The organism is Croceicoccus ponticola (genome assembly GCF_004004515.1).
GTDB lineage: Bacteria > Pseudomonadota > Alphaproteobacteria > Sphingomonadales > Sphingomonadaceae > Croceicoccus > Croceicoccus ponticola.
Genome location: NZ_RXOL01000004.1, coordinates 246017 through 269234, shown reverse-complemented (window position 1 = coordinate 269234; position 23218 = coordinate 246017). Strand labels below are relative to the sequence as shown.

The following is a 23218-nucleotide window of genomic DNA, read 5'->3' as shown; positions in this document are numbered from 1 at the left end:
CGTCAAAGTATCTGGGAAAATGGCGCGGGAACCGTGCCTTGACGACATTTGGCAGAGGATGCAGGACATGGCCGACATCGACCCGAGCGCCACTTTTGGCGAAGACCGGAGCGAAGGGATTAGCTGGAACGACTTGATGGCGCTCGATTCGCGTCCCGTTCCCGATATCCTGACCGAAGAAGCGTACGAGTTTCGCGGGTCGGACCCGATCCCGGCGTTCCGTTACACCAGCGAGGATTTCGCAAGGCTCGAGCGGGAGCGGATGTGGCCCTATGTCTGGCAATTCGTCGCGCGCGAAGAAGAAATGAACGAGCCGGGCGATTACGTCGTCTATGAAAACGCGGGCCGTTCGTACCTGATCGTCCGGCAGGACGACGGTTCGATCCGCGCCATGCACAACGTCTGCCGTCACCGCGGGCGCAAGCTGCGGACCGAACACGGCCACGCCGAAAAGTTCACCTGCCCGTTCCACGCGTTCACTTGGAAAAAGGACGGCAGTTTCGACCATGCGCCGTGCCAGTGGGATTTCCCGCATCTGGCGCAAAAGAACATGGACCTGCCCGATGCCGAAGTCGCCCGCTGGCAGGGCCATGTCTTCCTGCGCGAGGAAAAGGGCGGCCCCAGCCTCGAGGAATACCTCGCCCCGTTGCCCGATCACTTCAAGCGGTGGCGCCACGACGAATGTGCCACGGTGGTGCATGTCGCCAAGGAAGTTCCCGCCAACTGGAAGGTGGTGATGGAGGCGTTCATGGAAGCGTGGCACACTATCGTCACGCACCCCCAACTGCTGCCATTCACTGGCGATTCCAACGCCGCGTACCGGACATGGGGGGACAACGTGAACGTCAATCTGGTGCCTTTCGGCATCATGAGCCCGCACATCCAGGAAGGGCAGGGCGAACAGTGGATCGTCGACGAATTCATCAAGTACAACGGCCGCAGTTCGGATAACTACGAAAGCGCGGGCGATCCGATGGCGATCGTGGTCCCCGAGGGCAAGACCGCGCGGCAGGCGCTGGGCGACAGGATGCGCGAGGTCTATACCGAACAGACCGGCTACGACCATTCGCAAGCCAGCGATGCCGAAGTTCTGGACGGGCTGGTCTACAACGTCTTTCCGAACTTCGCGCCTTGGGGCGGGTTCATGCCGAACATCGTCTACAGTTGGTTCCCGGGCAAGACCCCCGACACCTGCGTCATGGACGTGCGGGTCCTTGCCCGTGTCCGCAAGGGCGATCCGCGCCCGACCGCCGCACCGCGCAAGTTCCTGACGCTCGCGCAGAAATGGACCGAGGCGCCCGAACTCGGGATCCTGGGCGACGTGTTCGAACAGGACATGGAAAACCTCCCCTATGTGCAGGAGGGCCTGCACTGCTCGAAAACCGGCGAAGTTCAGCTGGGCAATTACCAGGAAATCCGTATCCGCCAGTTCCAGGATACGATGATGAAATACATCAACGGCGAACTGGGAGGCTGGAAGGGCGAATGAGCACGATCGACCACGGGCCGGACCCGCTGGCCGCCGCGACGGCAAAGGTTCACCCCAAGCGCGTCGATTGCGTCCTGATTGCGGGCGGCGTCTGGCATGACATCGATTTCGCGCGGCTGGAACTGCTGAAGCTTCTGGCCGAGGACCCGACCGTGCGCACACGCGTGTTCGAGGATTACGAAAACCTCGAGGCGATCCGCGGCGCGGACATGATCATCAGTTATACCTGCAACGTGGTCCCCTCGCGCGCCGCGCAGGAAGCGTTGCGCGACTGGGTCGAGGCGGGCGGGCGCTGGTATGCGCTGCACGGCACGAATTCGATTCTGAAACTGATGGACGACGGCCTGTTTCACGCCATGCGCGATGCGCCGCTGTTCATGGAGGTGCTGGGCAGCCAGTTCATCACCCACCCGCCGATCGCGCCCTATACAGTGACTGTCGCGGACCCGGATCACGAACTGACCAAGGGTGTCGAGGCGTTCGAGACGACGGACGAACTCTACCACCTTGAGAAACACGGTGACCTGCATGTCCTGCTCGAAACCGAATGCACCGAAGAAGGCACCGGCTTTGCCGAGGCCGCCGACGCGCTGGGTATCCACCCGGTGATGTACATCAAGCAGCGCGGCAAGGGCGCGGTGCTCTACAATACGCTGGGCCATTGCCGCGGGCACTATGACCTGCAGCCGCTGGCCGACTGGTGGCCCACGGTCGATCGTTGCGCATGGGACCTGCCCGTGTTCTACGATCTGCTGCGCCGGGGCATAGGCTGGATCAAGCAGCGCGGCTGATCGCCGTCCAAACGGCGCGCGTCGTTCTTATGGGCTGCTGTTCTACGGAATAGATTGTGGCATGGTTCGCCCTCGGAGCAGGAGGGCGGACCATGCGCAACGAACACGAACTGCGGCGCGTCGTCGTCAACGAGATGCATTTGCGCCGCTGGCCCGCGCTGATGCCCGACTGCACAGTCATCCAGATACTGAGACAGGTGACCGAGGCAGAGCGGGACAAAGAGCGCGAGGCCCTTTCGCAACTGCCCGCCGGAGCCACGCCGGACCCATCGCCCAACCCGCGCCATTTCCAGGCCCGCTTCGCAGACGGCATCATTTTTGGCTGGGAGCGCCATAGCGAGGCGACGGCCGCCACCCTGTTCATCCAGCGCAGCGCCGAATTTGCGCTCGACCCCACCGCCGATCAGCAAGTCGCGACCGCGCTCGGCTGGCTGATGGACCTGCCGGGCAAGATCGTGCGCGCGACACGCATCGCGGTGGTCGGTGACGAAGCTTCGGCGCAGGCGATGCTGCCGCGCTTCGCCTTTGCAATAGATGACATCGTCAGTTGCCACGTGGGTGATGGCGCGCGGATCTGGTCTGATTTCCATTTGCGCGACGACGGTTTCGGTGCGGTGCTAGTCGCCGCCAACGGCATGCCCGCCAGCGACCTGTCGCGCACCGTTCAGCGGTTGCAGGAACTGGGCAACTACCGCAATCTCGCGCTTCTCGGCCTGCCGATCGCGCAGCGCGGATGGAAGGTGTTCGACACGATCGAGGCGGAACTGGCCATGCTGGGCGCACGGATCGGCAGTGCCGAGGTTACCGACGATGCCCTGCTGACCGAAGTCACCGGCCTGTCGATGGAGCTCATGACCGAAGCGGCGTCGTCCGATTTTCGGATGAGCGCCACCGAAGCTTATGGCCGGCTGGTGGAAGAGCGGCTGGACGATCTGTGCATCCGGCCCTGTGCGGGCTTTCAATCGCTGGCCGATTTTACGCAGCGTCGCTTTCAGCCGGCGATCCGCACTTGCGCCGCGCATCGTCGGCGGGGGGAGGTGCTGGCGGGGCGCACGGCGCAGTTCATATCGTTGTTCCGGACGCGGGTGGAAACGCGGATCGAAAATCAGAACGGGCGGCTGCTGCATTCGATGGAACGATCGATCTCGACCCAGCTTCGCCTGCAACAACTGGTCGAAGGGCTCTCGGTCGTCGCGCTAAGCTACTACCTGATCGGGCTGATCGGCTATGTGCTCAAGGGCGCTGAAAAGGCGGTTCCGGCCTTGCCCGCTACGGCCATCGCGGCGGTGCTTGTGCCCTTTGTCGTACTGGCGACGTGGTTTGCGATCCACCGGTTGAAGGCGCGCATCTTCCGGCATTGATCCGCGAAAGGCAGCACATTCGACAGGTTGCCAAGCTGCACGCGAACCGGCACCGAATGCCGGCACGCGATGGGAGACGAAACGTGAAGGCAGCCTGGTACAGTGAAAACGGTGGGCCCGAAGTCCTGCAATATGGCGATCTGCCCGACCCCGAAGTCGGCACCGATCGCGTGCTGGTCGAAGTCGAATGGATCAGCATCGAGGGCGGGGACCTGCTCAATCGCCTCGTCTCCCCGCCGCGCATCGTGCCGTTCGTGCCCGGCTATCAGGCCGCTGGCCGCGTCGTCGCCACGGGAAGCGCGGTCACGCGGTTCAAGGCAGGCGACCGGGTCATCGCGTTCGACTGGAACGGCAGCCACGCCTCGCTCTTCGCAGCGCCGGAAAAATACTGCTATCCCGTGCCCGACGACCTCGACCTGAGGGCGGCATCGACAATCCCCGTCGCGTTCGGCACGGCGAGCGATGCATTGTTCGAATTCGGTCGGCTGCAACCGGGCGAGACCGTGCTGATCCAGGGTGCGGCGGGCGGCGTCGGCTTGGCTGCTGTGCAGCTTGCCGCCAAGGCGGGTGCGACTGTCATCGGCACGGCATCGAGCGGCGAGCGGCTCGAAAAGCTGAAGGCATTCGGCCTCGATCATGGGATCAACTATCGCCAAGAGGATATCGCCGAACGATGCCGCGAACTGACCGCCGACGCGGGCGTCGACATGGTGCTCGACATGGCGGGCGGCAAGGGCGTCAGCACGCTGCTGAAAGCCATGCGCTATCGCGGCAGGTACGAAGTGATCGGCGCGGCGACGGGAGACGTGCCGCGCTTCGAATTTTTCGAACTGATCCGCCGCAGTGCGACGGTCCACGCAATTTCGTTCGGCGGTGAAATGCACACGCCACGCGCACATGCGCTGATCGACAGCTTTTCCCGCCGAATGGCGCGCGGTGATCTGGTCATGCCGATCGAACGCGTATTCAAATTGGCCGACGCGGTTGAGGCGCACCGTTTCGTCGCCGAATCGCATCCCTTTGGCCGGGTGCTGATGCAACCCTGAGACAAGCGCGAACCGCGCCGATCGCGGAAAACCCGGGGAAAGCGTGGTGTTGTGCCTTGTCGCCAAGTCCCGGCGCGAACAGACCTGCGCGCATGATGGAACCCGATCACGGCCTTGAGGCAGGGACGCACAGCGGCGCGCTTACCTATACCGGCCCGCTTTCGGACTGGACGTTCGATCCCCTGCGTCCGCTCGCCGACGGCGTGGCATTGCTTAATGCACAAACCCCTTTGACCGATCGGTCGCGCCGCAATCTGGAACAGGCCCTCGCCACGATAGAGTCGCAGGAGCGCGAGGCGTTCCTGCAACGACACCGTGATCGGTTCGCTGCATTCGATCCGTTTGGCCCGGTGAAATACGCCGACTTTCCGTTCTGGGTCCATCATCAGGTCGAAGTCGCGCAACGTCTCGATCTCGACCGGGTGACGGCGCTCGACATCCTCGACATCGGAATGGGGCCGGGCAATTTCGTGATGGTCGCCAATTCGATGGGCCATCGCGCCGTGGGTACCGACGTTGCGGATCCGTGGTACGACGAACTATGCGCACTGGCGGGGTCGGAACGGGTGATCGCTCCGGTCGAAGCCGGGGTGCCTTATCGCCCGATCGACCGTCGCTTCGATCTGATCACGATCATGCTGCCGGTATTCCACCGCCGCTCGATCAAGCGCAAGCGGCACTATTGGCCGGTCGAACACTGGCGCCAGTTTCTCCACGGGCTCGCTATCGATATGCTGAAGCCGGGCGGCCGGATATTCATCCTGATGCCGCTGGACAAGGCGGACGATGGCACGCTGTCCTATTCTCCGCTGCTCGCCTGGTCGCAAGCGCGCGGTGCCCGGTTGATCAATACCCGCGATGGCGAGCCGATCCGGCATATCCTGTTCGAAAACGTCGACGCCGCCCAATTCGCAGCCTGACGCGCGACCGGTCAGTCGATGGGGATATTGTCGATCAAACGCGTGCCGCCAATCCGGGCCGCGACGAACAGCCGGGCATTTCCGTTCGGCTCGGCCAGCGCGGCAACGCTGTCGGCATCGCGCAATTCTGCGTAATCGACGCTGCCGAACCCGGCGGCCAGCAATGCCGCAGTCAGTTCGTCGAGCGCCGGTTGCGCCGCATCGCCCGCCGCCATCCGGGCCACCGCGGCGCGCATTGCGCGGGGCAGGGCGGCGGCGGCGGCGCGTTGTGCAGCCGAAAGATAGGCGTTGCGCGAGCTGCGGGCGAGGCCGTCTTCTTCGCGGACGGTCGCGACGCCGATGATGGCATCGGGCATCGGCGCATAAAGGTCGAGATCGCGGGCCATGCGTCGGATGACGGCAAGCTGCTGCCAATCCTTTTCCCCGAACAGGGCGATGTCGGGGGCGACCTGGTTGAACAGCTTGCACACCACCGTCGCCACCCCGTCAAAATGGCCGGGCCGGTCCGCGCCGCACAATCCTGCGCTCACGCCTTCGACCGAAATGTTGGTGGCGAAACCGTCGGGATACATCGCTGCGACGTCGGGTGCCCACAACAGGTCCACGCCCTCTGCGGCCAAAAGGTCTGAATCGCGTTCCAGTTGGCGGGGATAGGCGTCCAGATCCTCGTTCGGGCCGAACTGTTTGGGGTTCACGAAAATAGACACGGTGACGATTTCGGCCAACTCGCGCGCTCTGCGAACCAGCGTCAGATGGCCTTCGTGCAGCGCTCCCATCGTGGGCACCAGCGCTAGCCGCGCACCCGGCCCACCGGCCCGCCGCAACCCCGCGGTTGCTTGCCGTAGTGGATTGAGCGCGCAGATTGTTTGCATGTGGTTCGGCCCTTCCGGTAAACTCGCGCGGCAAGCTGTAGCGTCTGCCCGCCAATCGGCAAGGGGCGCCCATTAAGCGAGGATTGATGACCCAACCGCACAAGATTGTCTTCGCCAACGAAAAAGGCGGCACCGGCAAGTCGACAACGGCTGTCCACGTCGCCGTCGCACTCGCCTATCAGGGCGCGAAAGTAGGTGCGATCGATCTCGATCCCCGTCAGCGTACTTTCTATCGGTATTTCGAAAACCGGCTCGACACCGAAAAACGGCGCGAAATTGAATTGCCCGGCGCTTCCGTCGGCGTGTTCGGCGGCCCCAGCGTCGAAGCGCTTGACGAAATGATCGGTGAAATCAGCGAAGGGCTCGATTTCCTCGTCTTCGACACTCCGGGCCGCGACGATAAATATGCCCGCCACGTGGCGACGCAGGCGGACACGTTGGTCACGCCGCTCAACGACAGTTTCGTCGATTTCGACCTGATCGGGCAAGTCGACGCCGAAACGTTCAAGGTGAAGAAGCTGTCGTTCTATGCCGAAATGATCTGGGACGCGCGCAAGAAGCGTGGGCTGGCCACGGTGAATGAAGGCAAGCGGGAAATGGACTGGGTCGTGCTGCGGAACCGGGTTCAGCATGTGGAAGCACGCAACATGCGCCGCATCGACGAAGCACTGACTGAACTGTCGCGCCGGGTGGGATTTCGTGTCGCATCGGGGCTGTCCGAACGCGTCATTTATCGCGAACTGTTCCCATCAGGACTGACGCTGTTGGACAAAGGATACCTGGGCGATCTGGGCACCAGCCACCTCGTCGCGCGACAGGAACTGCGCGCGCTGGTCAAGGGGCTGAACCTGCCGATCCCCGAACGCGCGGTGCCGAACCAGATGGAAGCGGCCGAAACCTTGGGAGAAGCCGCGTGATGAAAGTCGTCATCCTCGTCCTCGTGGCGGGGATCGCCTTTCGCATGCTGTTCGGTTCATGGCCTTGGCAGGCATGGGCGCAATCGGAAAAGTTGCAAAAACAGGCGCAGGCCCGCGCCTTGCTGGGCGTATCGCGCAGCGCGACGCAGGACGAAATCGTCGCGGCACATCGCCGCGCGATGCTGGATGCGCATCCCGACAAGGGTGGCACGCCCGACGCCGTGCATGAAATCGACACGGCGCGCGACTTGCTGCTGGAACAAACTCGCTCCAAAAACGACTAGTACAGGCAAGTTCCATTTCGCGCGCGGGCGATCCCGTTCGTGCGCCCAGAATGCCCGAGCGAAAGGCCAGCCATGACGCACACCTTCAACCCAACAGTCCTGCGTGAATACGACATCCGCGGCATAATCGGCGAAACCCTCGGCCCTGACGACGCCCGCGCAATCGGTCGCAGCTTTGCCACTTTACTGCGCCGCGCCGGCGGCAAGAAAGTTGCCATCGGCTATGATGGCCGCGTCAGTTCACCGATCCTTGAACATGCTCTGTGCGAAGGGTTGACCGCAAGCGGGTGCGACGTCGTCAAGGTCGGCATGGGCCCGACCCCCATGCTGTATTACGCAGAAGCGTCAGCCGAAGATGTGGACGGCGGCATTCAGATAACTGGCAGCCACAATCCCCCCAATTACAATGGCTTCAAGATGGTATTTCAGGGCCGGCCGTTTTTCGGAGCCGACATCCTCGAAATCGGACGGATGGCTGCCGCCGGGGAGTGGGTCGACGGGTCCGGAGCGGTCGAAACGCGCGAAGTCATGGCCGAATATATCGAGCGACTGCTCCAGCCCATCGTCGCGCTGGGCGATGTCGGGCGTGATCGGCTGTCCGCTCTTCGGGTCGGTTGGGACGCGGGCAACGGTGCGGCGGGGCCGGCCATCGAAGCGCTCGTCCCCAAGCTGCCAGGGGAGCATTTCACTCTCTTTACCGAGGTCGACGGAAATTTTCCTAATCATCATCCAGATCCTACCGAGGAGAAAAATCTGGCTGATCTGAAGGCGCTTGTCGCTGAGAAGAACCTCGACTTCGGACTGGCTTTCGACGGCGACGGCGACAGGATCGGCGCGGTTGACGGGCAGGGACGGGTCATTTGGGGCGATCAGCTCCTGATGATCTTTGCCGAGGATCTGCTCAAGATCGTCCCCGGTGCCACCATTATTGCGGACGTGAAGGCCAGCCGGGCGCTGTACGACCAGATCGCGGCGCAGGGGGGCAAGCCTCTGATGTGGAAGACCGGGCACTCGCTGATTAAGTCCAAAATGAAGGAAACTGGTGCGCCACTGGCCGGAGAGATGAGCGGCCACGTCTTCTTTGCGCACGAATACTATGGCTTCGACGATGCGCTGTATGCCGGCGTGCGACTACTGGTCGCGAGCGCGCGGCTGAATCGTTCGGTGACCGAACTGCGTGGTGCGATGCCCAACATGATCAACACGCCCGAACTGCGGTTCCAGGTGGACGAGAGCCGCAAGTTCGCGGTGATCGACGAGGTGAAGGACCGGCTGAAGGACAGCTCCGACGAGGTGAACTCTACCGACGGGGTTCGGGTGACGGGTGCCGACGGCTGGTGGCTGTTGCGGGCGTCGAACACACAGGACGTGCTGGTCGCGCGCGCGGAAAGCGACACGGAAGAAGGGCTGAAGCGGTTGATGGCGCAGATCGACCAGCAGCTTGCACTATCGGGAATCGAACGCGGCCCGCAGGCCGGGCACTGATTATTCGCAACTGCGAAGGGGTGATTCGCGACAGAGGCCTATCCAAAGGGATAGGTCTCATTGCATATTTCTCTTATCAAAGTTCGCACAATTTCCATTGGGAATAAGCGCTTGCAGAAAAATTGAAACCCGATTCATGTGCCAATCCCTTGTTTCCCAAGGCTTATTGACACTGTTGCAAAAAATTCACTGCGGAATGCGCTTTTCGCAGTTGCAATAAGGGATGCTGCGATGCACAAAGAGGGTGCCTTTCAGGCATCCTCTCCCAAACTTACATGGCCCGGCTGGCTTGTCCCGCCGGGCCTTTTTTTGTCTTTTCGCATCATGCGCACCCGCAACCGTGTTTCGTTCGTTAGGAACGGACCATGGCGATTCCCCAGACCATCCAAAACTGGTTCGACGCGCGCGGTTGGCGGATCAGGCGGCATCAGTCCGATATGCTTGCGGCCGACGATGCCGGGCAAAGCGCCCTGCTCACTGCCGACACCGGCGCTGGCAAGACGCTGGCGGGGTTTTTGCCGACGTTGGCGGCGTTTGCCCCCGAACGGCTGAAGGGCAATGCGCCCGAAGGCTTGCATACGCTTTATGTTTCGCCGCTTAAGGCGCTCGCCACGGACGTGCAACGCAATTTGACTACCCCGATAGAGGAGATGGGCCTGCCCATCCGGGTGGAGAGCCGCACTGGCGATACACCCTCGCAGAAAAAGGCCCGGCAAAGGGCGCGGCCACCTCATGTCTTGCTGACGACGCCCGAATCGCTGTCGCTGCTTCTGTCCTATCCCGAAAGCTTTGCGATGTTCGCCGGGCTTCAGCGTATCGTCATTGACGAAATCCACGCTTTCGCGACCGGTAAGCGTGGCGACCTGCTCGCATTGTCTCTCGCGCGCTTGCAGGCGATCGCGCCGAACTTACGGAGAATCGGCCTGTCGGCCACGGTTTCGGACCCAGAACTCTATCGCGAATGGTTGGCGCCATGGGGCGACATCGATAGCGTGACGCAAATCGTGGGCGAGCCCGGAGCGCCACCGCAGATCGAAATCCTGCTGCCGATCGAGGAACGCGTCCCTTGGGGAGGGCATGCAGCGGCATGGGCGGTGCCGCAATTGTACGAAGAGATCCGGCGCAATCGTACCACGCTGATCTTCACCAACACTCGCTTTCTGGCCGAATATATCTTTCAGCTGCTGTGGAACGTAAACGACGACACGCTGCCCATCGGAATTCATCACGGCTCGCTTTCGGTAGAAGCGCGGCGCAAGGTCGAGAGTGCAATGGCGAGGGGCGAGTTGCGCGCGCTGGTCGCGACGTCCAGCCTCGATCTTGGCGTCGACTGGGGCGATATCGATTGCGTCGTCCAGATGGGTGCTCCGAAGGGCTCATCCCGGCTGTTACAGCGCGTCGGCCGCGCCAATCACCGTCTGGACCAGCCATCCCGCGCGATTTTGGTGCCCGGCAACAGGTTCGAATTCCTCGAATCGCAGGCCGCGAAGGATGCGGTCGAAGAAGGCGTGCGCGACGGCGAGGACTTTCGCCCCGGCAGCCTCGACGTGCTGGCCCAACATGTCATGGGCTGCGCCTGCGCTGCACCGTTTCGCGAGGACGACCTGCTTCGCGAAATTCGCTCGTGCCAATCCTATGCCTGGGTCGATGCAGACGTGTTCGAGCGCATTGTGAACTTCGTCGCCGATGGCGGCTATGCCTTGCGAGCTTATGACCGGTTCAAGCGCATCACGCGCGAGCCCGACGGCACGTGGCGCCTGACTCATCCCGAACAGGCCGCGCGGCACCGGTTAAACGCGGGGATTATCATCGATGGCGAGATGCTGACCGTACGGTTCCGCAACGGCCGCTCGCTCGGCAAAGTCGAAGAACGGTTTGCGGCCGCGCTGCGGCCCGGCGACACCTTTCAGTTCGCGGGCCTGAGCGTGGAGGTCGAATCGCTGAAGGACAGCGAAGTCATCGTTCGCGGATCGAAGAAATCGGCGATGATCCCCAGTTATGGCGGGGCCCGGATGCCGTTGACAACGCACCTCGCCGACCGGGTTCGTTCCATGCTGGTCGATCGCGCGGCGTGGGCGCGCTTTCCGGACGATGTGCGCGAATGGCTGGAGGTGCAGGACTGGCGATCTCACCTGCCGGGTCCGGGCGAGTTGCTGGTCGAGAGCTTTCCGCACGCGAAACGCGAGTACAGCGTGTTTTATACGTTCGAAGGTTGGAACGCGAACCAGTCGTTGGGGATGCTCATTACCCGGCGGATGGAAGACCGCGGACTGTCGCCGCTGGGCTTTGTCGCCAACGATTATTCTCTGGCGGTGTGGGGGCTGAAAGCGATCGAGGACCCCGCCGCGATCCTCTCGCCCGACATACTCGCGCACGAATTCGTCGAATGGGTTCAGGAATCTCACCTGTTGCGTCGCGCCTTTCGCGAGGCGGCGGTGATCGGCGGTCTTGTCGAACGCCAGCAACCGGGCAAGCGCAAAAGCGGGAAGCAGGTCACCTTTTCGACTGACCTGATTTACGACGTGCTCAAGAAATACGAACCCGACCACATCCTGATCGAGGCGGCTTGGGCCGAGGCGCGAACGAGGATGACCGACATCGGTCGCTTGGCTTCCCTATTGGATCGTGCAGCCGATCAGTTGGTGCATGTGAGGCTCGAGCGGGTCAGCCCGCTCGCGGTGCCGGTCATGGTCGTTATCGGGCGTGAGACCGTGCCATCGGGTTCAGCCGATGACGAACTGTTGCTGGAGGCGGAGACCCTTGGCGGGGTGGCCATGCGACCGGACGCGTAGGACTGATCGCCGGAGTTGGGCGCGGCGGCTGTCCAGCTGACCACGCCATGGTCCAAACGAAAAGGGCGGACCTTGCGGCCCGCCCTTTCGCATTCTTACTCGGTTGCCCCCGATCAGGGGACCCGGGTCGTCGCGTTCACATCCTTGGGGCCAGAACCGAAATCTCGGTACTGTTCATTCCCCACGAAGCCGAACTTGGTCGCGCCCGAACCCTTGATGATCCGCAGCACCTGCGCCGACAGCTCGTAGCTCGCGAATTCGTCGGGCTGGAACTGCAGTTCCGGTTCGACGGGAAGCGCCAGCGATTGCTGGAGAGTCGCGACGAACTGGTTCTGGTTCAACGGGGTTCCGTTCCAGAGGATCAGGTCATCCTGCGTAAGAATGACCTTGTTCTTGATCGGGTTCATATCAACGTTCTGAGGCACCTCGGAAGGAGCCGGAAGATCGATATTCACGGCGTGCGTCGCAACCGGAATGGTAATGATGAACATGATGAGAAGCACGAGCATGACGTCGATCAACGGCGTCGTGTTCATCTCCATCATCGGGGCGCCATCATCTTTGCCGCCTGACATTGCCATGGAATGTCTCCTTTAAATATCTAAGCGGCGGTCAGCCGTTGGGATCGACCGGGTTCGAAATGAAGCCGACCGTCGGGAAGCCAGCCGTTTGGATCTGATAGATCGCACCGGCCACGCATTTCCAAGGGGCGTTGATGTCACCGCGGATGTGGACCTGGGGAATCTTTTCCGGGTCTTCCGCGATGGCTTCGATGCCACCTTCGCGCTGCACGATCGCGTCGAGGCGTTCGAAAGCACGCTTGTTCAGCTCGGTCGAATCGACCGGGGTCGCATTGATGTAGATGCGGCATTCGCCATTGCGGGCCGCGCCTTGGTAGCCCTGTTCGCCGGGGCTGACGCCGTTGGCATCGGTCGAAGTGACCGAAACCATGAGGTTCTCGACCTTGTCCTTGGATTCCTCGGACACGAGGATCGGTAACTTCATCTGCTCGATCGACTGAATCGCGATGGGAATCGCGATCAGAAAGATGATCAGCAGCACCAGCATCACGTCGACGAGTGGCGTGGTATTGATGTCCGACATCGGCGTTTCAGCGCCGCCGGGTCCCGCAGATATCGCCATTATCTCATCCTATCTCGTACTTGCTCTTGAGCGTTCGGCCATCCGCTGCGGGGACGGCCAAGCCGACGCGACAGTCGCGGCGGCGTTCGACGTCGCGACCAGGACGGCCGCGACGCCGGTTCGCTCTTACTTCTTGACCTGCACGCCGGCGGCGGTCGTCGCCGGGGCAGGCTTCTTGGCAGCAGCTGCAGCAACGATGGCCGGCTTCACGGTGCCGCCCGAGTTGATGTTGGCCAGCACGTCCGTCGAGAACCCGCTCAGGTGCTCTGCGATACGCTTGTTGCGTGCCTGAAGGTAGTTGTAGGCGAGCACGGCCGGAACGGCGACGAGCAGGCCCAGCGCAGTCATGATGAGTGCTTCACCGACCGGACCTGCGACCTTGTCGATCGAGGCCGAACCGGCGATGCCGATTGCGATCAGAGCGCGGTAGATGCCGACCACGGTGCCGAACAGGCCGATGAACGGTGCGGTTGCGCCGACCGTTGCGAGGAACGGCAGACCGCCTGCAAGCTTGGCGTTGATCGTGGCTTCCGAACGCGCGAGCGAACCGTGCAGCCAGTCATGAGCTTCGAGGCTGTCGGTCATCTTGGCGTGCTGTTCTTCGGCGGCGATGCCGTCGTCGACTATCTGGCGGTAAGCCGAGTTCTTTTCCAGCTTGCCGGCGCCTTCGCGCAGCGAGTTGGCACGCCAGAAGTTGGAGCGCACTTCGCGGCCCTGACGCATGATCTTGCCCTGTTCGAAGAACTTCGTGAACAGGATGTAGAACGATCCGAACGACATAATGCCGAGGATGATGACGGTTGCATAAGCAATGAAACCGCCCTGTTCGAGAGCTTCAGCGAAGCCGAACTTGTTCTGCGGAGCGGCTTCGGCAGCCACGGCCATGATTTCGATGAGCATTACGGGATATCCTTCAATCAAACTAATTTGTCGGTTTCAAGGAGGGGTGAGGCCGGACGCCCGAATGGGTGCCCGGCCTTTGATCAGTTGAGCTGGTAAACGATTGTGGTGCTCCAGCTTGCCGACGTCGGGTTACCGGCATCGTCAAGCGCAGGCTTGAACTTCGAGTAACGGCGCATACCGTCGCATGCACCTTCGTCCAGCGAAGCCGAGCCGCTAGAACTCGTGACTGAGCAGGCGCTGACTTTGCCGTCAGGACCGATGGTGACGCGAACGCCAACGCGGCCTTCTTCTTCGTTGCGAAGCGCGCGGCTCGGGTAGTTTTCCTGAATCCGAGCGGCCCAACGACTCTGGCCGTCAGGTGCGACGCCACGAGCCTTCGATACGGGCTTGGGCGGCGGCGGTGCTGCGACCGGAGGCGGAATACGCACTGCAGGCGGCGACGGCGGCGGAATCGTCGGGATGGTCTGGATCTGAGGCGCGGGGCGCGTGATCTGAACCATCGGCGGCGGTGCCACTGGCGGCGGCGGCTGGATCGGCATATCTTCCGGCGGCGGAGGCGGCGGTGGCGGTGGCGGTGGCGGTGGCTCCGAGATATTAACCGCGGTCACCGTCTCTTTCACCTTTTGGATAGCCTCATAGGCGAGTCCAGTGACGAGAGCATAGACAAGCGCGATATGGATCAGCGCGACGACAATTATCGCGACAATCTTGTTACCGCTCATCTGTTGGTCAGCGTAGGCCATTCAGACGGTTCACTCCAAAAAACTTACAAAGGATCGCCACTTGGGCACACCCGACTATCGCACGGAACGGCAGTCTCCTACCATACCGTGCGCCCCATAGAATTCCACCCTGCCGGAATTATCCTCCGGGGTACCTGCTACCGGCTGCCATCGACCTCACATCGAAGATTTCGCAACCGTTGAACACGCACTCGAACTTAAGCCGGATCGTGCCCAGCCCCTTTTTTTGGGATTGTTAGCGCCGAAGAACCCACCACGCAATTCCTTTGTCGATTAAGGACCAATTCACCATCGATAACGTTGATGGCATTACGATGCTCGTGCCCTTTTGCCAGTGGATACGGCGCGAAGGCGAGTCCGGGTGGCGTGCAAGGCAATGAGATGATTGGATTTGAGCAAAAGATGAGCAAACGTACCCTTCGCATGGCCGTCGGCTGCCTATCGCTTTGTATAGGGGCATTGAGCACCGCAGCGTTTGCCGTTGCGGCGCAAGTCCCCGCTGCCGATTCGCGGGACCTGGCATCGCGCCCGCTCTTGGCTTACGCCGACCTGGCCGATCTTGTGACTTCGGCACCCATGGTCGTCGTCGTCCAAGTGAAGAAGGCGTCGAAAGTAGATCCCGAACGCACCGGCCCGGTCCGTGCAGGCTGGGTCCGCACATATGTGGAAGCAGATACCAAGGCATTGTTGTCGGGCCGCGCTGCGATCGGGGGCAAGGTGAAATATCTTGCGGACGTGAAGCTGGACCCCGACGGGCGCATGCCCAAGTTGAAGAAGCAGACGATGGTTGTTTTTGCGCGCCCGGTAGCGGGGCAGCCGGCAGAGCTCCAGCTTGTCGCCCCCGATGCGCAAGTTGCAATCGGGCTGATCGGTGAAGCGCGGCTCCGCTCGCTGCTGGCAGAATTGGCTGCTCTCGATGCCGCGCCACAAGTGACCGGGGTTCGCGATGCCTATCACACGCCGGGCAACCTTGCCGGTGAGGGCGAGACCCAGATCTTCCTGAAAACCGCCAAGGGCGAATCTGCGTCGATCACCGTGCTTCGTAGTCCGAGCGAGCCGGTCCGCTGGGGGCTTTCGACCGGCGAACTGGTCAATCCCGACGCTGCGCCGCCGGCACCGGATTCGCTGGCCTGGTATCGCCTGGCCTGCACGCTTCCGGCACAGCTTCCCGCATCGGCGCAGATCGCGTCCGATTCTGCGCTGAGACAGGCGGCGGCACGGGACTATGCACTGGTCATGCGGCAACTGGGTCCGTGCGGTCGTCAGCGGGTTTACTGACATTGGAGCAGGTAATCGCACCTGCCCAAACCTTACGCTTGGCTCTGGCCTTTGCCGCCCGGCTCGCCTAACGGGCGCGGGAATAGCAAAGAGACGAGACCAGTGAGCGAAACGACCAAACAGCCACTCCGCCTGGCTTTGGCGGGCCTTGGAACCGTGGGCGCAGGCGTTATCCGCCTGATCGAGACCAATGCCGCCCTGATCGAGCGTCGTTGCGGTCGCCCCTTGCGAATCGTCGCCGTAAGCGCGCGCGATCGCGGCAAGGATCGCGGCGTCGACCTGACACCTTATGCGTGGGAAGACGACATGACCGCGCTTTCCGCGCGAGACGATGTCGATGTCGTGGTCGAGCTTGTCGGCGGGTCCGACGGCCCGGCGCTAACTCTGGCGCGCAAGGCCATTGCCGACGGCAAAGCTTTCGTCACCGCGAACAAGGCCATGATCGCGCACCATGGACTGGGCCTAGCGCGGGTGGCCGAAAGTGCGGGCGTGCCGATGCGGTTCGAAGCCGCGGTCGCGGGCGGCATTCCGGTCATCAAGGGCCTGCGCGAAGGAGCCGCCGCGAACGAGATCGAGCGCGTCTACGGCATCCTCAACGGCACCTGCAATTACATCCTGTCGACGATGGAAGATACCGGACGCGATTTTGCCGATGTCCTTTCCGAAGCACAGGCCATGGGCTTTGCCGAAGCCGATCCGACGTTCGACATCGACGGCATCGACGCAGCGCACAAGCTTTCGATCCTCGCCAGCATCGCGTTCGGTACGCAGCTCGATTTTTCCTCGGTCGACGCTGTCGGCATTCGCCGGGTGCTGGCCGCCGACATCGCTCAGGCCGAATCGCTGGGCTATGTCATCCGCCTGATCGGCATGGCGCGGGTCGAGGGCAGCGAGGACGGGAAAAAGCGCCTGTTCCAGCGCGTTCACCCCTATCTGGTGCCAAAGAACCACCCGCTCGCCCATGTCGACGGCGCGACCAACGCGGTCGTGGCAGAGGGCAACTTTTCCGGTCGCCTCTTGTTTCAGGGCGCGGGCGCGGGGGACGGTCCGACCGCAAGCGCGGTCGTGGCCGACATCATCGACATCGCGCGCCATTGGGAAAGCGAGAACGAGATCGATCCTGCATTCTCGATCCCCGTAGGAGAACTGGATGCGACGGTGCCAGCCCAGACCGGTGACCGCGTGGGCAAGGCCTATTTGCGGTTCATGGTCGCGGATCGGCCCGGCGTTCTGGCCGAACTCGCCGCGGCGATGCGCGACGGCGGGGTTTCGATCGAAAGCCTGATCCAGAAGGGCGAGGGCTCGGACGGGGCCGTCATGGTCGCCATGGTCACGCACGAAGGCGAAGAAGGCTGCGTGGTGAAGGCGCTTGACCTGCTGGCCGGATCCGACAGCCTGACCGAACCGCCGCTGGTGATGCACATCCTGAAACAATAAGCGTCTATCGAAGGCGCGCTGGCTGAAAGGCGTCTGACCGGTCCGCTCGACAAGGGTGCCGGGCGCCGCTACGGCTCCGCCGAAATCCGATCAGGGGAATTCCACACGTGACTAAAGCAAGCGACGTACTCGACCGCGTTCTCGTCCTCGAATTGGTCCGCGTGACCGAAGCGGCGGCGATCGCGGCTTCGCACCTCATCGGACGCGGCGACGAAAAGGCGGCGGACCATGCCGCGGTCGAAGCCATGCGGATTGCCTTCGACGATCTCTACATGGACGGCACCGTCGTGATCGGAGAAGGCGAGCGGGACGAAGCTCCGATGCTGTACATCGGCGAAAAGGTCGGCGGCGCACCGGGCAAGGGTCCGAAGATCGACATCGCGCTCGATCCGCTGGAAGGCACGACTATCACCGCCAAGGCCGGTCCGAACGCGCTGGCCGTGCTGGCAGCGGCGGAAGAAGGCTGCCTGCTGAACGCGCCCGACGTCTACATGGAAAAGATCGCGATCGGTCCCGGCTATCCCGAAGGCACGATCGACCTGCGCAAGAGCCCGAGCGACAATGTGAAGTCGCTTGCCGATGCAAAGGGTGTGCGCCCCGACCAGATCATCGCCTGCGTGCTCGACCGTCCGCGCCACACCGACTTGATCGCCGAACTGCGTTCGCTGGGCTGCGGGATCGTGCTGATCCCCGATGGCGACGTTGCCGGGGTGATCGCAACGACCAATCCCGACACGACGATCGACATCTACATGGGTTCGGGCGGCGCACCTGAAGGCGTGCTGGCCTGCGCCGCATTGCGCTGTGTCGGCGGGCAGTTCCAGGGCAAGCTGCTTTTCCGCAACGACGACGAACGGTCCCGCGCGCGCAAGTGGGGGATCGAGGATCTCGACCGGATCTACGAACTGAAGGATCTTGCCAAGGGCGACTGCATCTTCGCCGCAACGGGCGTGACCGACGGGTCGCTGCTGGCAGGCGTGAAGCATCTGAAGGGTGGCAAGATGACCACCGAAAGCGTCGTCATGCGCGCGTCTTCGGGCACGGTTCGCTGGGTTCGCGGCGAACACCACAAGGTCGACTGAAACAGCAGGGCCGGCAGCGGGTCCGGTGCGATGCGAGAGCGTTTTGTCCTAGCCCCCGATGCCGACCGTGCGCGCCGCCGTGCCGAGGCGACCTTTGCGGAACTCGTTCCCTTGCTGCGCGCGATCCTGCCTTCGGAGGCGGAAATACATCATATCGGCGCAACGTCGATTGCAGGATGCCTGACAAAGGGCGACCTCGACATAATCGTGCGCCTGCCGGCAGAGGCATTCGGAACTGCCGAACGCGCACTGGCCGAGCGGTTCGACCCCAATATCGGAACGATCCGCACTGCCGACTTCGCCTCTTTCAAAGATGACGACCGCGATCCTCAGCTCGGTATCCTGTTGACCGCGTTCGGTAGCGACTACGACTTCTTTCTGGATTTCCACCGTGCACTCGTTACCGACCAAGCTGCAGTCGCGGCCTACAACGCGCTGAAAGCGCGGTGCGACGGCGGCGACATGGACGACTATCGAGAAGAGAAGGGCCGTTTCATCCGTGCTGTCATCGCAAGTCGCGGCAATGCGGGCGCTTCGGAATAATCCGCCGAAACCAGCCTCGGCATGTTGCAATCGCGAGACTCCCCGTTAAGGCCGCTGCCATCGGGGAATCGGGCCCATCGATAAACGGAGTGATGCGATGAAGATCATGTCGGGCAACGCCAACCTGCCGCTGGCGCGCGCCATCGCAGGCTACCTCGAACAGTCGTTGACCGATGCGAGCGTGCGGCGCTTCGCGGACGAGGAGATCTTCGTCGAGATCCACGAAAACGTGCGCGGCGAGGATGTCTTCATCATCCAGTCAACCAGTTATCCCGCGAACGACAACCTGATGGAACTGCTGATCGGCATCGACGCGCTGAAGCGTGCTTCGGCCAAGCGCATCACGGCGGTGATTCCCTATTTCGGATACGCGCGTCAGGACCGGAAACCCGGCCCGCGCACGCCGATCTCGGCCAAGCTGGTCGCCGACATCATCACCCGCGCCGGCGCCGACCGCGTGCTGGCGGTCGACCTCCACGCCGGGCAGATCCAGGGCTTCTTCGATATCCCAACCGACAACCTTTATGCCGCGCCCGCGATGGCTGCGGACATTCAGGCGCGCTACGGCGATCAGGATCTGATGGTCGTATCGCCCGACGTCGGCGGCGTGGTCCGCGCCCGCGCGCTGGCCAAGCGGCTGGACAATGCTCCGCTGGCCATCGTCGACAAGCGTCGCGACCGTCCGGGCGAATCGGAAGTTATGAACATCATTGGCGACGTCGCCGGCCGGCACTGCATCCTGATTGACGACATCATCGATTCGGGCGGTACGCTGTGCAATGCGGCGCAGGCGCTGCTGGATCAGGGTGCGAAGTCGGTCGTCGCCTATATCACCCACGGCGTGCTTTCGGGCGGCGCGGTGGCCAAGGTTACCAATTCGGCGCTGACCGAACTGGTCATCACCGACACGATCATGCCGACCGACGCGGCCAAGGATTCGGACAAGATCCGCGTCCTTTCCATCGCTACCCTGATCGGGGAAGCGATCCGCCGTATCGCCGACGAAAGTTCGGTTTCAAGCCTGTTCGACTGAGCGCCGCACGGCAATAATGCGCGGGGCGGCACGGCGGTGCGGTACGGCGGGTGGCCCCCGACCATTTCCCCTTGACCGCCGCGGCCACCCGCGCGAGTGCGGTGTCATGAACCTCACCGACGACATCGCGCTAGCCGCGCGCCTTGCCGATGCGGCGGGCGCCGCGATCAGGCCTCATTTCCGCACCGTGCTCGACAGCGTCCGGAAGGGCGATGCGACACCCGTCACCATCGCCGATCGCGAGGCGGAGAAGGTGATGCGGGCCATCCTTGGCACCGAACGGCCCCAGGACGGCATCATCGGCGAAGAATTCGGCAGCGAGCGTCCCGGCGCGAGCCGCCAGTGGGTGCTGGACCCGATCGACGGCACGGCGGGCTTCCTGGCCGGTCGGCCGATATTCGGCACACTGATTTCGCTGATGGTCGACGGCTGGCCGCTGATCGGCGTGATCGACCAGCCGATCTCAGGCGAACGCTGGGTGGGCGCGATGGGTCTGCCGACGCTGTTCAACGGAGCGGAAATCCGCTGCCGCCCCTGTGGCAATTTGTCGCAGGCGACGCTGGCGACGACCGGCCCGCACTATTTCGACGATCATCAGGGCGAACATTTCATGGGTCTCGCCGCCAAGACCGACCACAAACGGATGGTCATGGGCGGAGACTGCTACAACTATGCCATGCTCGCATCGGGGCAGCTCGACGTTGTGTGCGAGGCGGGGCTGAAGCTTTACGACTTTGCCGCGCTGATACCTGTCGTCGAAGGCGCGGGCGGAACGATGGCGGACTGGAGCGGCGATCCGCTGAACGCCGACAGCGATGGCCACGTCATCGCGCTGGGCGATCCGGCGCGGCTGGAGGACGTGGTCGAGGCGCTGGCCTGCCGCCACTAACGGCCCACTAAGCCATCGGCCACCCAGGTCTGGAAATGCGCCTCTTCTTGTACGGGACCCTGATGGGCGATGCGGCCACGCCGATGGCGCGCTGGCTGGCCGACCGCGTACGGACCGCCATCCCTGCGGTCGCTCCGGGCCGCATGATCGCAATTCCTTCGTCCAGCGGCTGGTTTCCCGCCATGCTGCCCGGCACGGGGCGGATCAGCGGGATTTCGGCCGAAATCGACCTTGCGCCGGGCGATCTTGCAAGGCTGGATCGGTACGAAGGGCGGGAATACCGCCGGGTCGCAATCCGCGTGCGCCAAAGATGCGACTACGCGCGCAATACGGCGACGGCGCAGGCCTATCTCTGGCGCGCCACGGTGCCGGACCGCGCGCGAACGGTCCCTGGCGGCGATTTTCTGGCATGGTTGGATCAGGTCGGCGCGCCGATCCTGGCCAGTCGCAACGGTCGCTGACGCGTGGCACCGATGGCGATCGTTCCGCACGCGGCGGGTAAGCGCGCAAGAGAAATTTGCCCGATTCCGGCCGGAGTAAGCGAAATATTAACCCTGGGAAGGCAACGTGAGTCCAGACCGAAACTGAAACGTACAGGTCCATCAGACAATGATTGCACTTTACAAGGCCTTGATACCCGGCGCGCTCTTTTCATGGATCGTGTCGATGGTGCTTAAGAGCGGCGGCACGACCGGCGGGGCGCTTATGGTGCACACGATGCATGTTCAGAGCGTGTCCTTTCCGTGGTCGTGGATGCTTTTCATCGGCGGCACCGGACTGTCGTGGTTCATTCTGCAATCACTCGACTAAGCGGGCGATCGGCCGGATCGACGCTCGCACGGCCCGCAGCGCTTGCCATTGCCGCCCGCGCTCTGTAAGGGCGCGCACTTCGACAACACGTGATTCATCTGCCGGCCTGGCCGTAAGGGCTGCCAGGGCTGGTTGTAACGTGTTTCTGACAAGGAGACGAAAATGCCCAAGCTCAAGACGAAGAGCGGCGTTAAAAAACGCTTCAAGCTCACCGCTACCGGTAAGATCAAGCACGGCGTTGCCGGCAAGCGCCACCGCCTCATCAGCCACAACGGCAAGTACATCCGCCAGAACCGCGGCACCACGGTCGTCAGCGACGCAGACGCGAAGACGATCAAAAAGTGGGCGCCCTACGGGCTGAACTGAGGAGTAACGGAACATGGCACGCGTCAAGAGGGGTGTAACCACCCGCACCAAGCACAAGCGGCTTCTCGAACAGGCGAAGGGCTATCGCGGCCGTCGCAAGAACACGATCCGCGTCGCACGGCAGGCTGTCGAAAAGGCCGGTCAGTACGCTTATCGTGACCGCAAGGTTAAGAAGCGCACCTTCCGCGCTCTTTGGATCCAGCGCATCAACGCCGCGGTCCGCGCCGAAGGACTTACTTATTCGCAGTTCATGCACGGGACCAAGCTGGCCGGCATCGAACTGGACCGCAAGGTTATGGCCGACCTCGCGATGAACGAAAGCGGCGCTTTTGCTGCGATCATCGCGCAGGCCAAGAACGCGCTTCCGGCTTAAACCGAACGCGCCTTCGGGCATGAAAAAAGCCCCGCCGATCCAATCCGGGTCGGCGGGGCTTTTCATTTGGGCTGATCGGCACCGGTGCGACCAGTGTGGGCCGCGCCGAGTGCAAGGATCAGTCGACCATATTGGCCGGGACCTTGCCGCCGTTCTTTTGCAGGCCGCGCATCACGGCCTTGTGCAGCGCGATGTTCTCCTCGGCCTTGCCTGAATAATCAGTATCGCCAAGCTCGTGTGCCAATTCCTTGCGGTTCTCATAGCTGGGATCGATGCCGACCAGCTTCATCAGGTCGACGATCGACGAGCGCCAGTTGAGGCCGTCTGCGCCTGACATGGTGCCAAGCTGGTGCTCCACATCGACATCGGACATCACCCCGCCGTTCGTGGTCGTCGCGGTAGGCGAAGGCATGCCGCCTGCAGGCGTGGACTGGAGATTGCCGTCCTTGCTTACGGCCTTGCCGTCGACGCTGATCTGCACGTTGGGCGTGTCCTTCTTCTTGCCGAAGATGGCGTCCCTGATCTTGCCGAAGATACTCATAGCAAATTCCCCTTCATCGCGTGGGCGGGTGCACTGGAGCGACCCGGCTTCTTGCTTGTTCAGCGATCGAGGGGCGGCTCCGTTCCCGGCCCTGCGACGGGCCGAGTCCCCGATGGGGGT

The 23218-nt window shown here is 62.7% G+C and carries 25 protein-coding genes; 19 read left to right on the top strand and 6 right to left on the bottom strand.

The genetic code is table 11. From position 1 onward, the window contains the following. The first annotated feature begins 67 nt into the window (after window positions 1–67). The 5 genes from EKN06_RS11025 (at window position 68) to EKN06_RS11005 (ending at window position 5607) form a co-directional block, all read left to right on the top strand. Window positions 68–1489: an aromatic ring-hydroxylating oxygenase subunit alpha gene (locus tag EKN06_RS11025; RefSeq protein ID WP_127612957.1), complete on the top strand. Its 1422-nt coding sequence runs from the start codon at window positions 68–70 to the stop codon at window positions 1487–1489. After that, entirely contained in the window at window positions 1486–2280 is a 795-nt protein-coding gene (locus EKN06_RS11020; RefSeq protein ID WP_127612956.1) for a ThuA domain-containing protein, read from the top strand. Before EKN06_RS11025 ends, EKN06_RS11020 begins: the two co-directional genes overlap by 4 nt. 92 nt (window positions 2281–2372) lie before the next feature. Next, complete coding sequence (locus EKN06_RS11015; RefSeq protein ID WP_127612955.1) at window positions 2373–3641, top strand: DUF3422 domain-containing protein; 1269 nt, start codon at window positions 2373–2375, stop codon at window positions 3639–3641. An 83-nt stretch (window positions 3642–3724) separates the two neighbouring features. Beyond that, on the top strand, window positions 3725–4687 hold the full coding sequence (locus EKN06_RS11010) for a quinone oxidoreductase family protein (RefSeq protein ID WP_127612954.1): 963 nt from the start codon (window positions 3725–3727) through the stop codon (window positions 4685–4687). 92 nt (window positions 4688–4779) lie between these two features. Next, complete coding sequence (locus EKN06_RS11005) at window positions 4780–5607, top strand: class I SAM-dependent methyltransferase (protein ID WP_127612953.1); 828 nt, start codon at window positions 4780–4782, stop codon at window positions 5605–5607. Window positions 5608–5618: 11 nt separating this feature from the next. Here the strand turns inward: EKN06_RS11005 and panC are convergent, their stop codons facing one another. Next, complete coding sequence (panC, locus tag EKN06_RS11000; protein WP_127612952.1) at window positions 5619–6479, bottom strand: pantoate--beta-alanine ligase; 861 nt, start codon at window positions 6477–6479, stop codon at window positions 5619–5621. 86 nt (window positions 6480–6565) lie between these two features. Between panC and EKN06_RS10995 the strand changes: the two genes are divergently transcribed. From EKN06_RS10995 to EKN06_RS10980, 4 genes are all read left to right on the top strand, one after another. Beyond that, the gene (locus EKN06_RS10995; protein WP_127612951.1) at window positions 6566–7396 is read left to right on the top strand and encodes a division plane positioning ATPase MipZ; all 831 of its coding nucleotides are present in this window, start codon (window positions 6566–6568) and stop codon (window positions 7394–7396) included. Further along, window positions 7396–7680, top strand: coding sequence for a DnaJ domain-containing protein (locus tag EKN06_RS10990; protein WP_240654841.1), 285 nt, complete (start codon window positions 7396–7398; stop codon window positions 7678–7680). Before EKN06_RS10995 ends, EKN06_RS10990 begins: the two co-directional genes overlap by 1 nt. Before the next feature lie 72 nt (window positions 7681–7752). Further along, window positions 7753–9165, top strand: coding sequence for a phosphoglucomutase/phosphomannomutase PgmG (gene pgmG / locus EKN06_RS10985; RefSeq protein WP_127612949.1), 1413 nt, complete (start codon window positions 7753–7755; stop codon window positions 9163–9165). Between the two features lie 365 nt (window positions 9166–9530). Beyond that, on the top strand, window positions 9531–11957 hold the full coding sequence (locus EKN06_RS10980) for a ligase-associated DNA damage response DEXH box helicase (RefSeq protein ID WP_127612948.1): 2427 nt from the start codon (window positions 9531–9533) through the stop codon (window positions 11955–11957). A 113-nt stretch (window positions 11958–12070) separates the two neighbouring features. On the opposite strand, the gene EKN06_RS10975 is transcribed toward EKN06_RS10980, so the two are convergent. The 4 genes from EKN06_RS10975 to EKN06_RS10960 all read right to left on the bottom strand — a co-directional run bounded on the left by EKN06_RS10975 (window position 12071) and on the right by EKN06_RS10960 (window position 14725). Continuing rightward, a complete protein-coding gene (locus EKN06_RS10975; protein ID WP_127612947.1) occupies window positions 12071–12538 on the bottom strand; it encodes an ExbD/TolR family protein in 468 nt (155 codons plus the stop codon). A 31-nt stretch (window positions 12539–12569) separates the two neighbouring features. Further along, window positions 12570–13100 carry an ExbD/TolR family protein gene (locus EKN06_RS10970; RefSeq protein ID WP_127612946.1) on the bottom strand — a complete coding sequence of 177 codons (531 nt, stop codon included), beginning with the start codon at window positions 13098–13100 and terminating at the stop codon, window positions 12570–12572. Between the two features lie 126 nt (window positions 13101–13226). Continuing rightward, window positions 13227–14000: a MotA/TolQ/ExbB proton channel family protein gene (locus tag EKN06_RS10965; protein ID WP_127612945.1), complete on the bottom strand. Its 774-nt coding sequence runs from the start codon at window positions 13998–14000 to the stop codon at window positions 13227–13229. An 83-nt stretch (window positions 14001–14083) separates the two neighbouring features. Next, complete coding sequence (locus tag EKN06_RS10960; RefSeq protein WP_240654813.1) at window positions 14084–14725, bottom strand: TonB family protein; 642 nt, start codon at window positions 14723–14725, stop codon at window positions 14084–14086. A 423-nt stretch (window positions 14726–15148) separates the two neighbouring features. Here EKN06_RS10960 and EKN06_RS10955 point away from each other — a divergent pair, with 423 nt between their 5' ends. The 10 genes from EKN06_RS10955 to rplT all read left to right on the top strand — a co-directional run bounded on the left by EKN06_RS10955 (window position 15149) and on the right by rplT (window position 22557). After that, window positions 15149–16024 (top strand): hypothetical protein, encoded by an 876-nt coding sequence (locus EKN06_RS10955; protein WP_240654810.1) that lies wholly within the window; start codon window positions 15149–15151, stop codon window positions 16022–16024. Window positions 16025–16126: 102 nt separating this feature from the next. Continuing rightward, on the top strand, window positions 16127–17461 hold the full coding sequence (locus EKN06_RS10950; protein ID WP_127612943.1) for a homoserine dehydrogenase: 1335 nt from the start codon (window positions 16127–16129) through the stop codon (window positions 17459–17461). Between the two features lie 107 nt (window positions 17462–17568). Beyond that, window positions 17569–18543, top strand: coding sequence for a class II fructose-bisphosphatase (gene glpX / locus EKN06_RS10945; RefSeq protein ID WP_127612942.1), 975 nt, complete (start codon window positions 17569–17571; stop codon window positions 18541–18543). 30 nt (window positions 18544–18573) lie between these two features. Beyond that, a complete protein-coding gene (locus EKN06_RS10940; RefSeq protein WP_127612941.1) occupies window positions 18574–19086 on the top strand; it encodes a GrpB family protein in 513 nt (170 codons plus the stop codon). Between the two features lie 97 nt (window positions 19087–19183). Beyond that, on the top strand, window positions 19184–20119 hold the full coding sequence (locus EKN06_RS10935; RefSeq protein WP_127612940.1) for a ribose-phosphate pyrophosphokinase: 936 nt from the start codon (window positions 19184–19186) through the stop codon (window positions 20117–20119). 106 nt (window positions 20120–20225) lie between these two features. Then, window positions 20226–21008: an inositol monophosphatase family protein gene (locus EKN06_RS10930; RefSeq protein WP_127612939.1), complete on the top strand. Its 783-nt coding sequence runs from the start codon at window positions 20226–20228 to the stop codon at window positions 21006–21008. A 35-nt stretch (window positions 21009–21043) separates the two neighbouring features. Continuing rightward, window positions 21044–21469 carry a gamma-glutamylcyclotransferase family protein gene (locus EKN06_RS10925; RefSeq protein WP_127612938.1) on the top strand — a complete coding sequence of 142 codons (426 nt, stop codon included), beginning with the start codon at window positions 21044–21046 and terminating at the stop codon, window positions 21467–21469. 148 nt (window positions 21470–21617) lie between these two features. Continuing rightward, window positions 21618–21818: a hypothetical protein gene (locus tag EKN06_RS10920; protein ID WP_127612937.1), complete on the top strand. Its 201-nt coding sequence runs from the start codon at window positions 21618–21620 to the stop codon at window positions 21816–21818. A gap of 162 nt (window positions 21819–21980) precedes the next feature. Beyond that, window positions 21981–22184 (top strand): 50S ribosomal protein L35, encoded by a 204-nt coding sequence (gene rpmI, locus EKN06_RS10915; RefSeq protein WP_127612936.1) that lies wholly within the window; start codon window positions 21981–21983, stop codon window positions 22182–22184. Window positions 22185–22197: 13 nt separating this feature from the next. Further along, window positions 22198–22557, top strand: a complete 360-nt coding sequence (rplT, locus tag EKN06_RS10910; protein WP_127612935.1) for a 50S ribosomal protein L20 — start codon at window positions 22198–22200, stop codon at window positions 22555–22557. A gap of 118 nt (window positions 22558–22675) precedes the next feature. Here rplT and EKN06_RS10905 read toward each other — a convergent pair whose 3' ends face one another. Continuing rightward, window positions 22676–23098 (bottom strand): DUF3597 domain-containing protein, encoded by a 423-nt coding sequence (locus EKN06_RS10905; protein WP_127612934.1) that lies wholly within the window; start codon window positions 23096–23098, stop codon window positions 22676–22678. Between the last annotated feature and the right edge of the window lie 120 nt (window positions 23099–23218).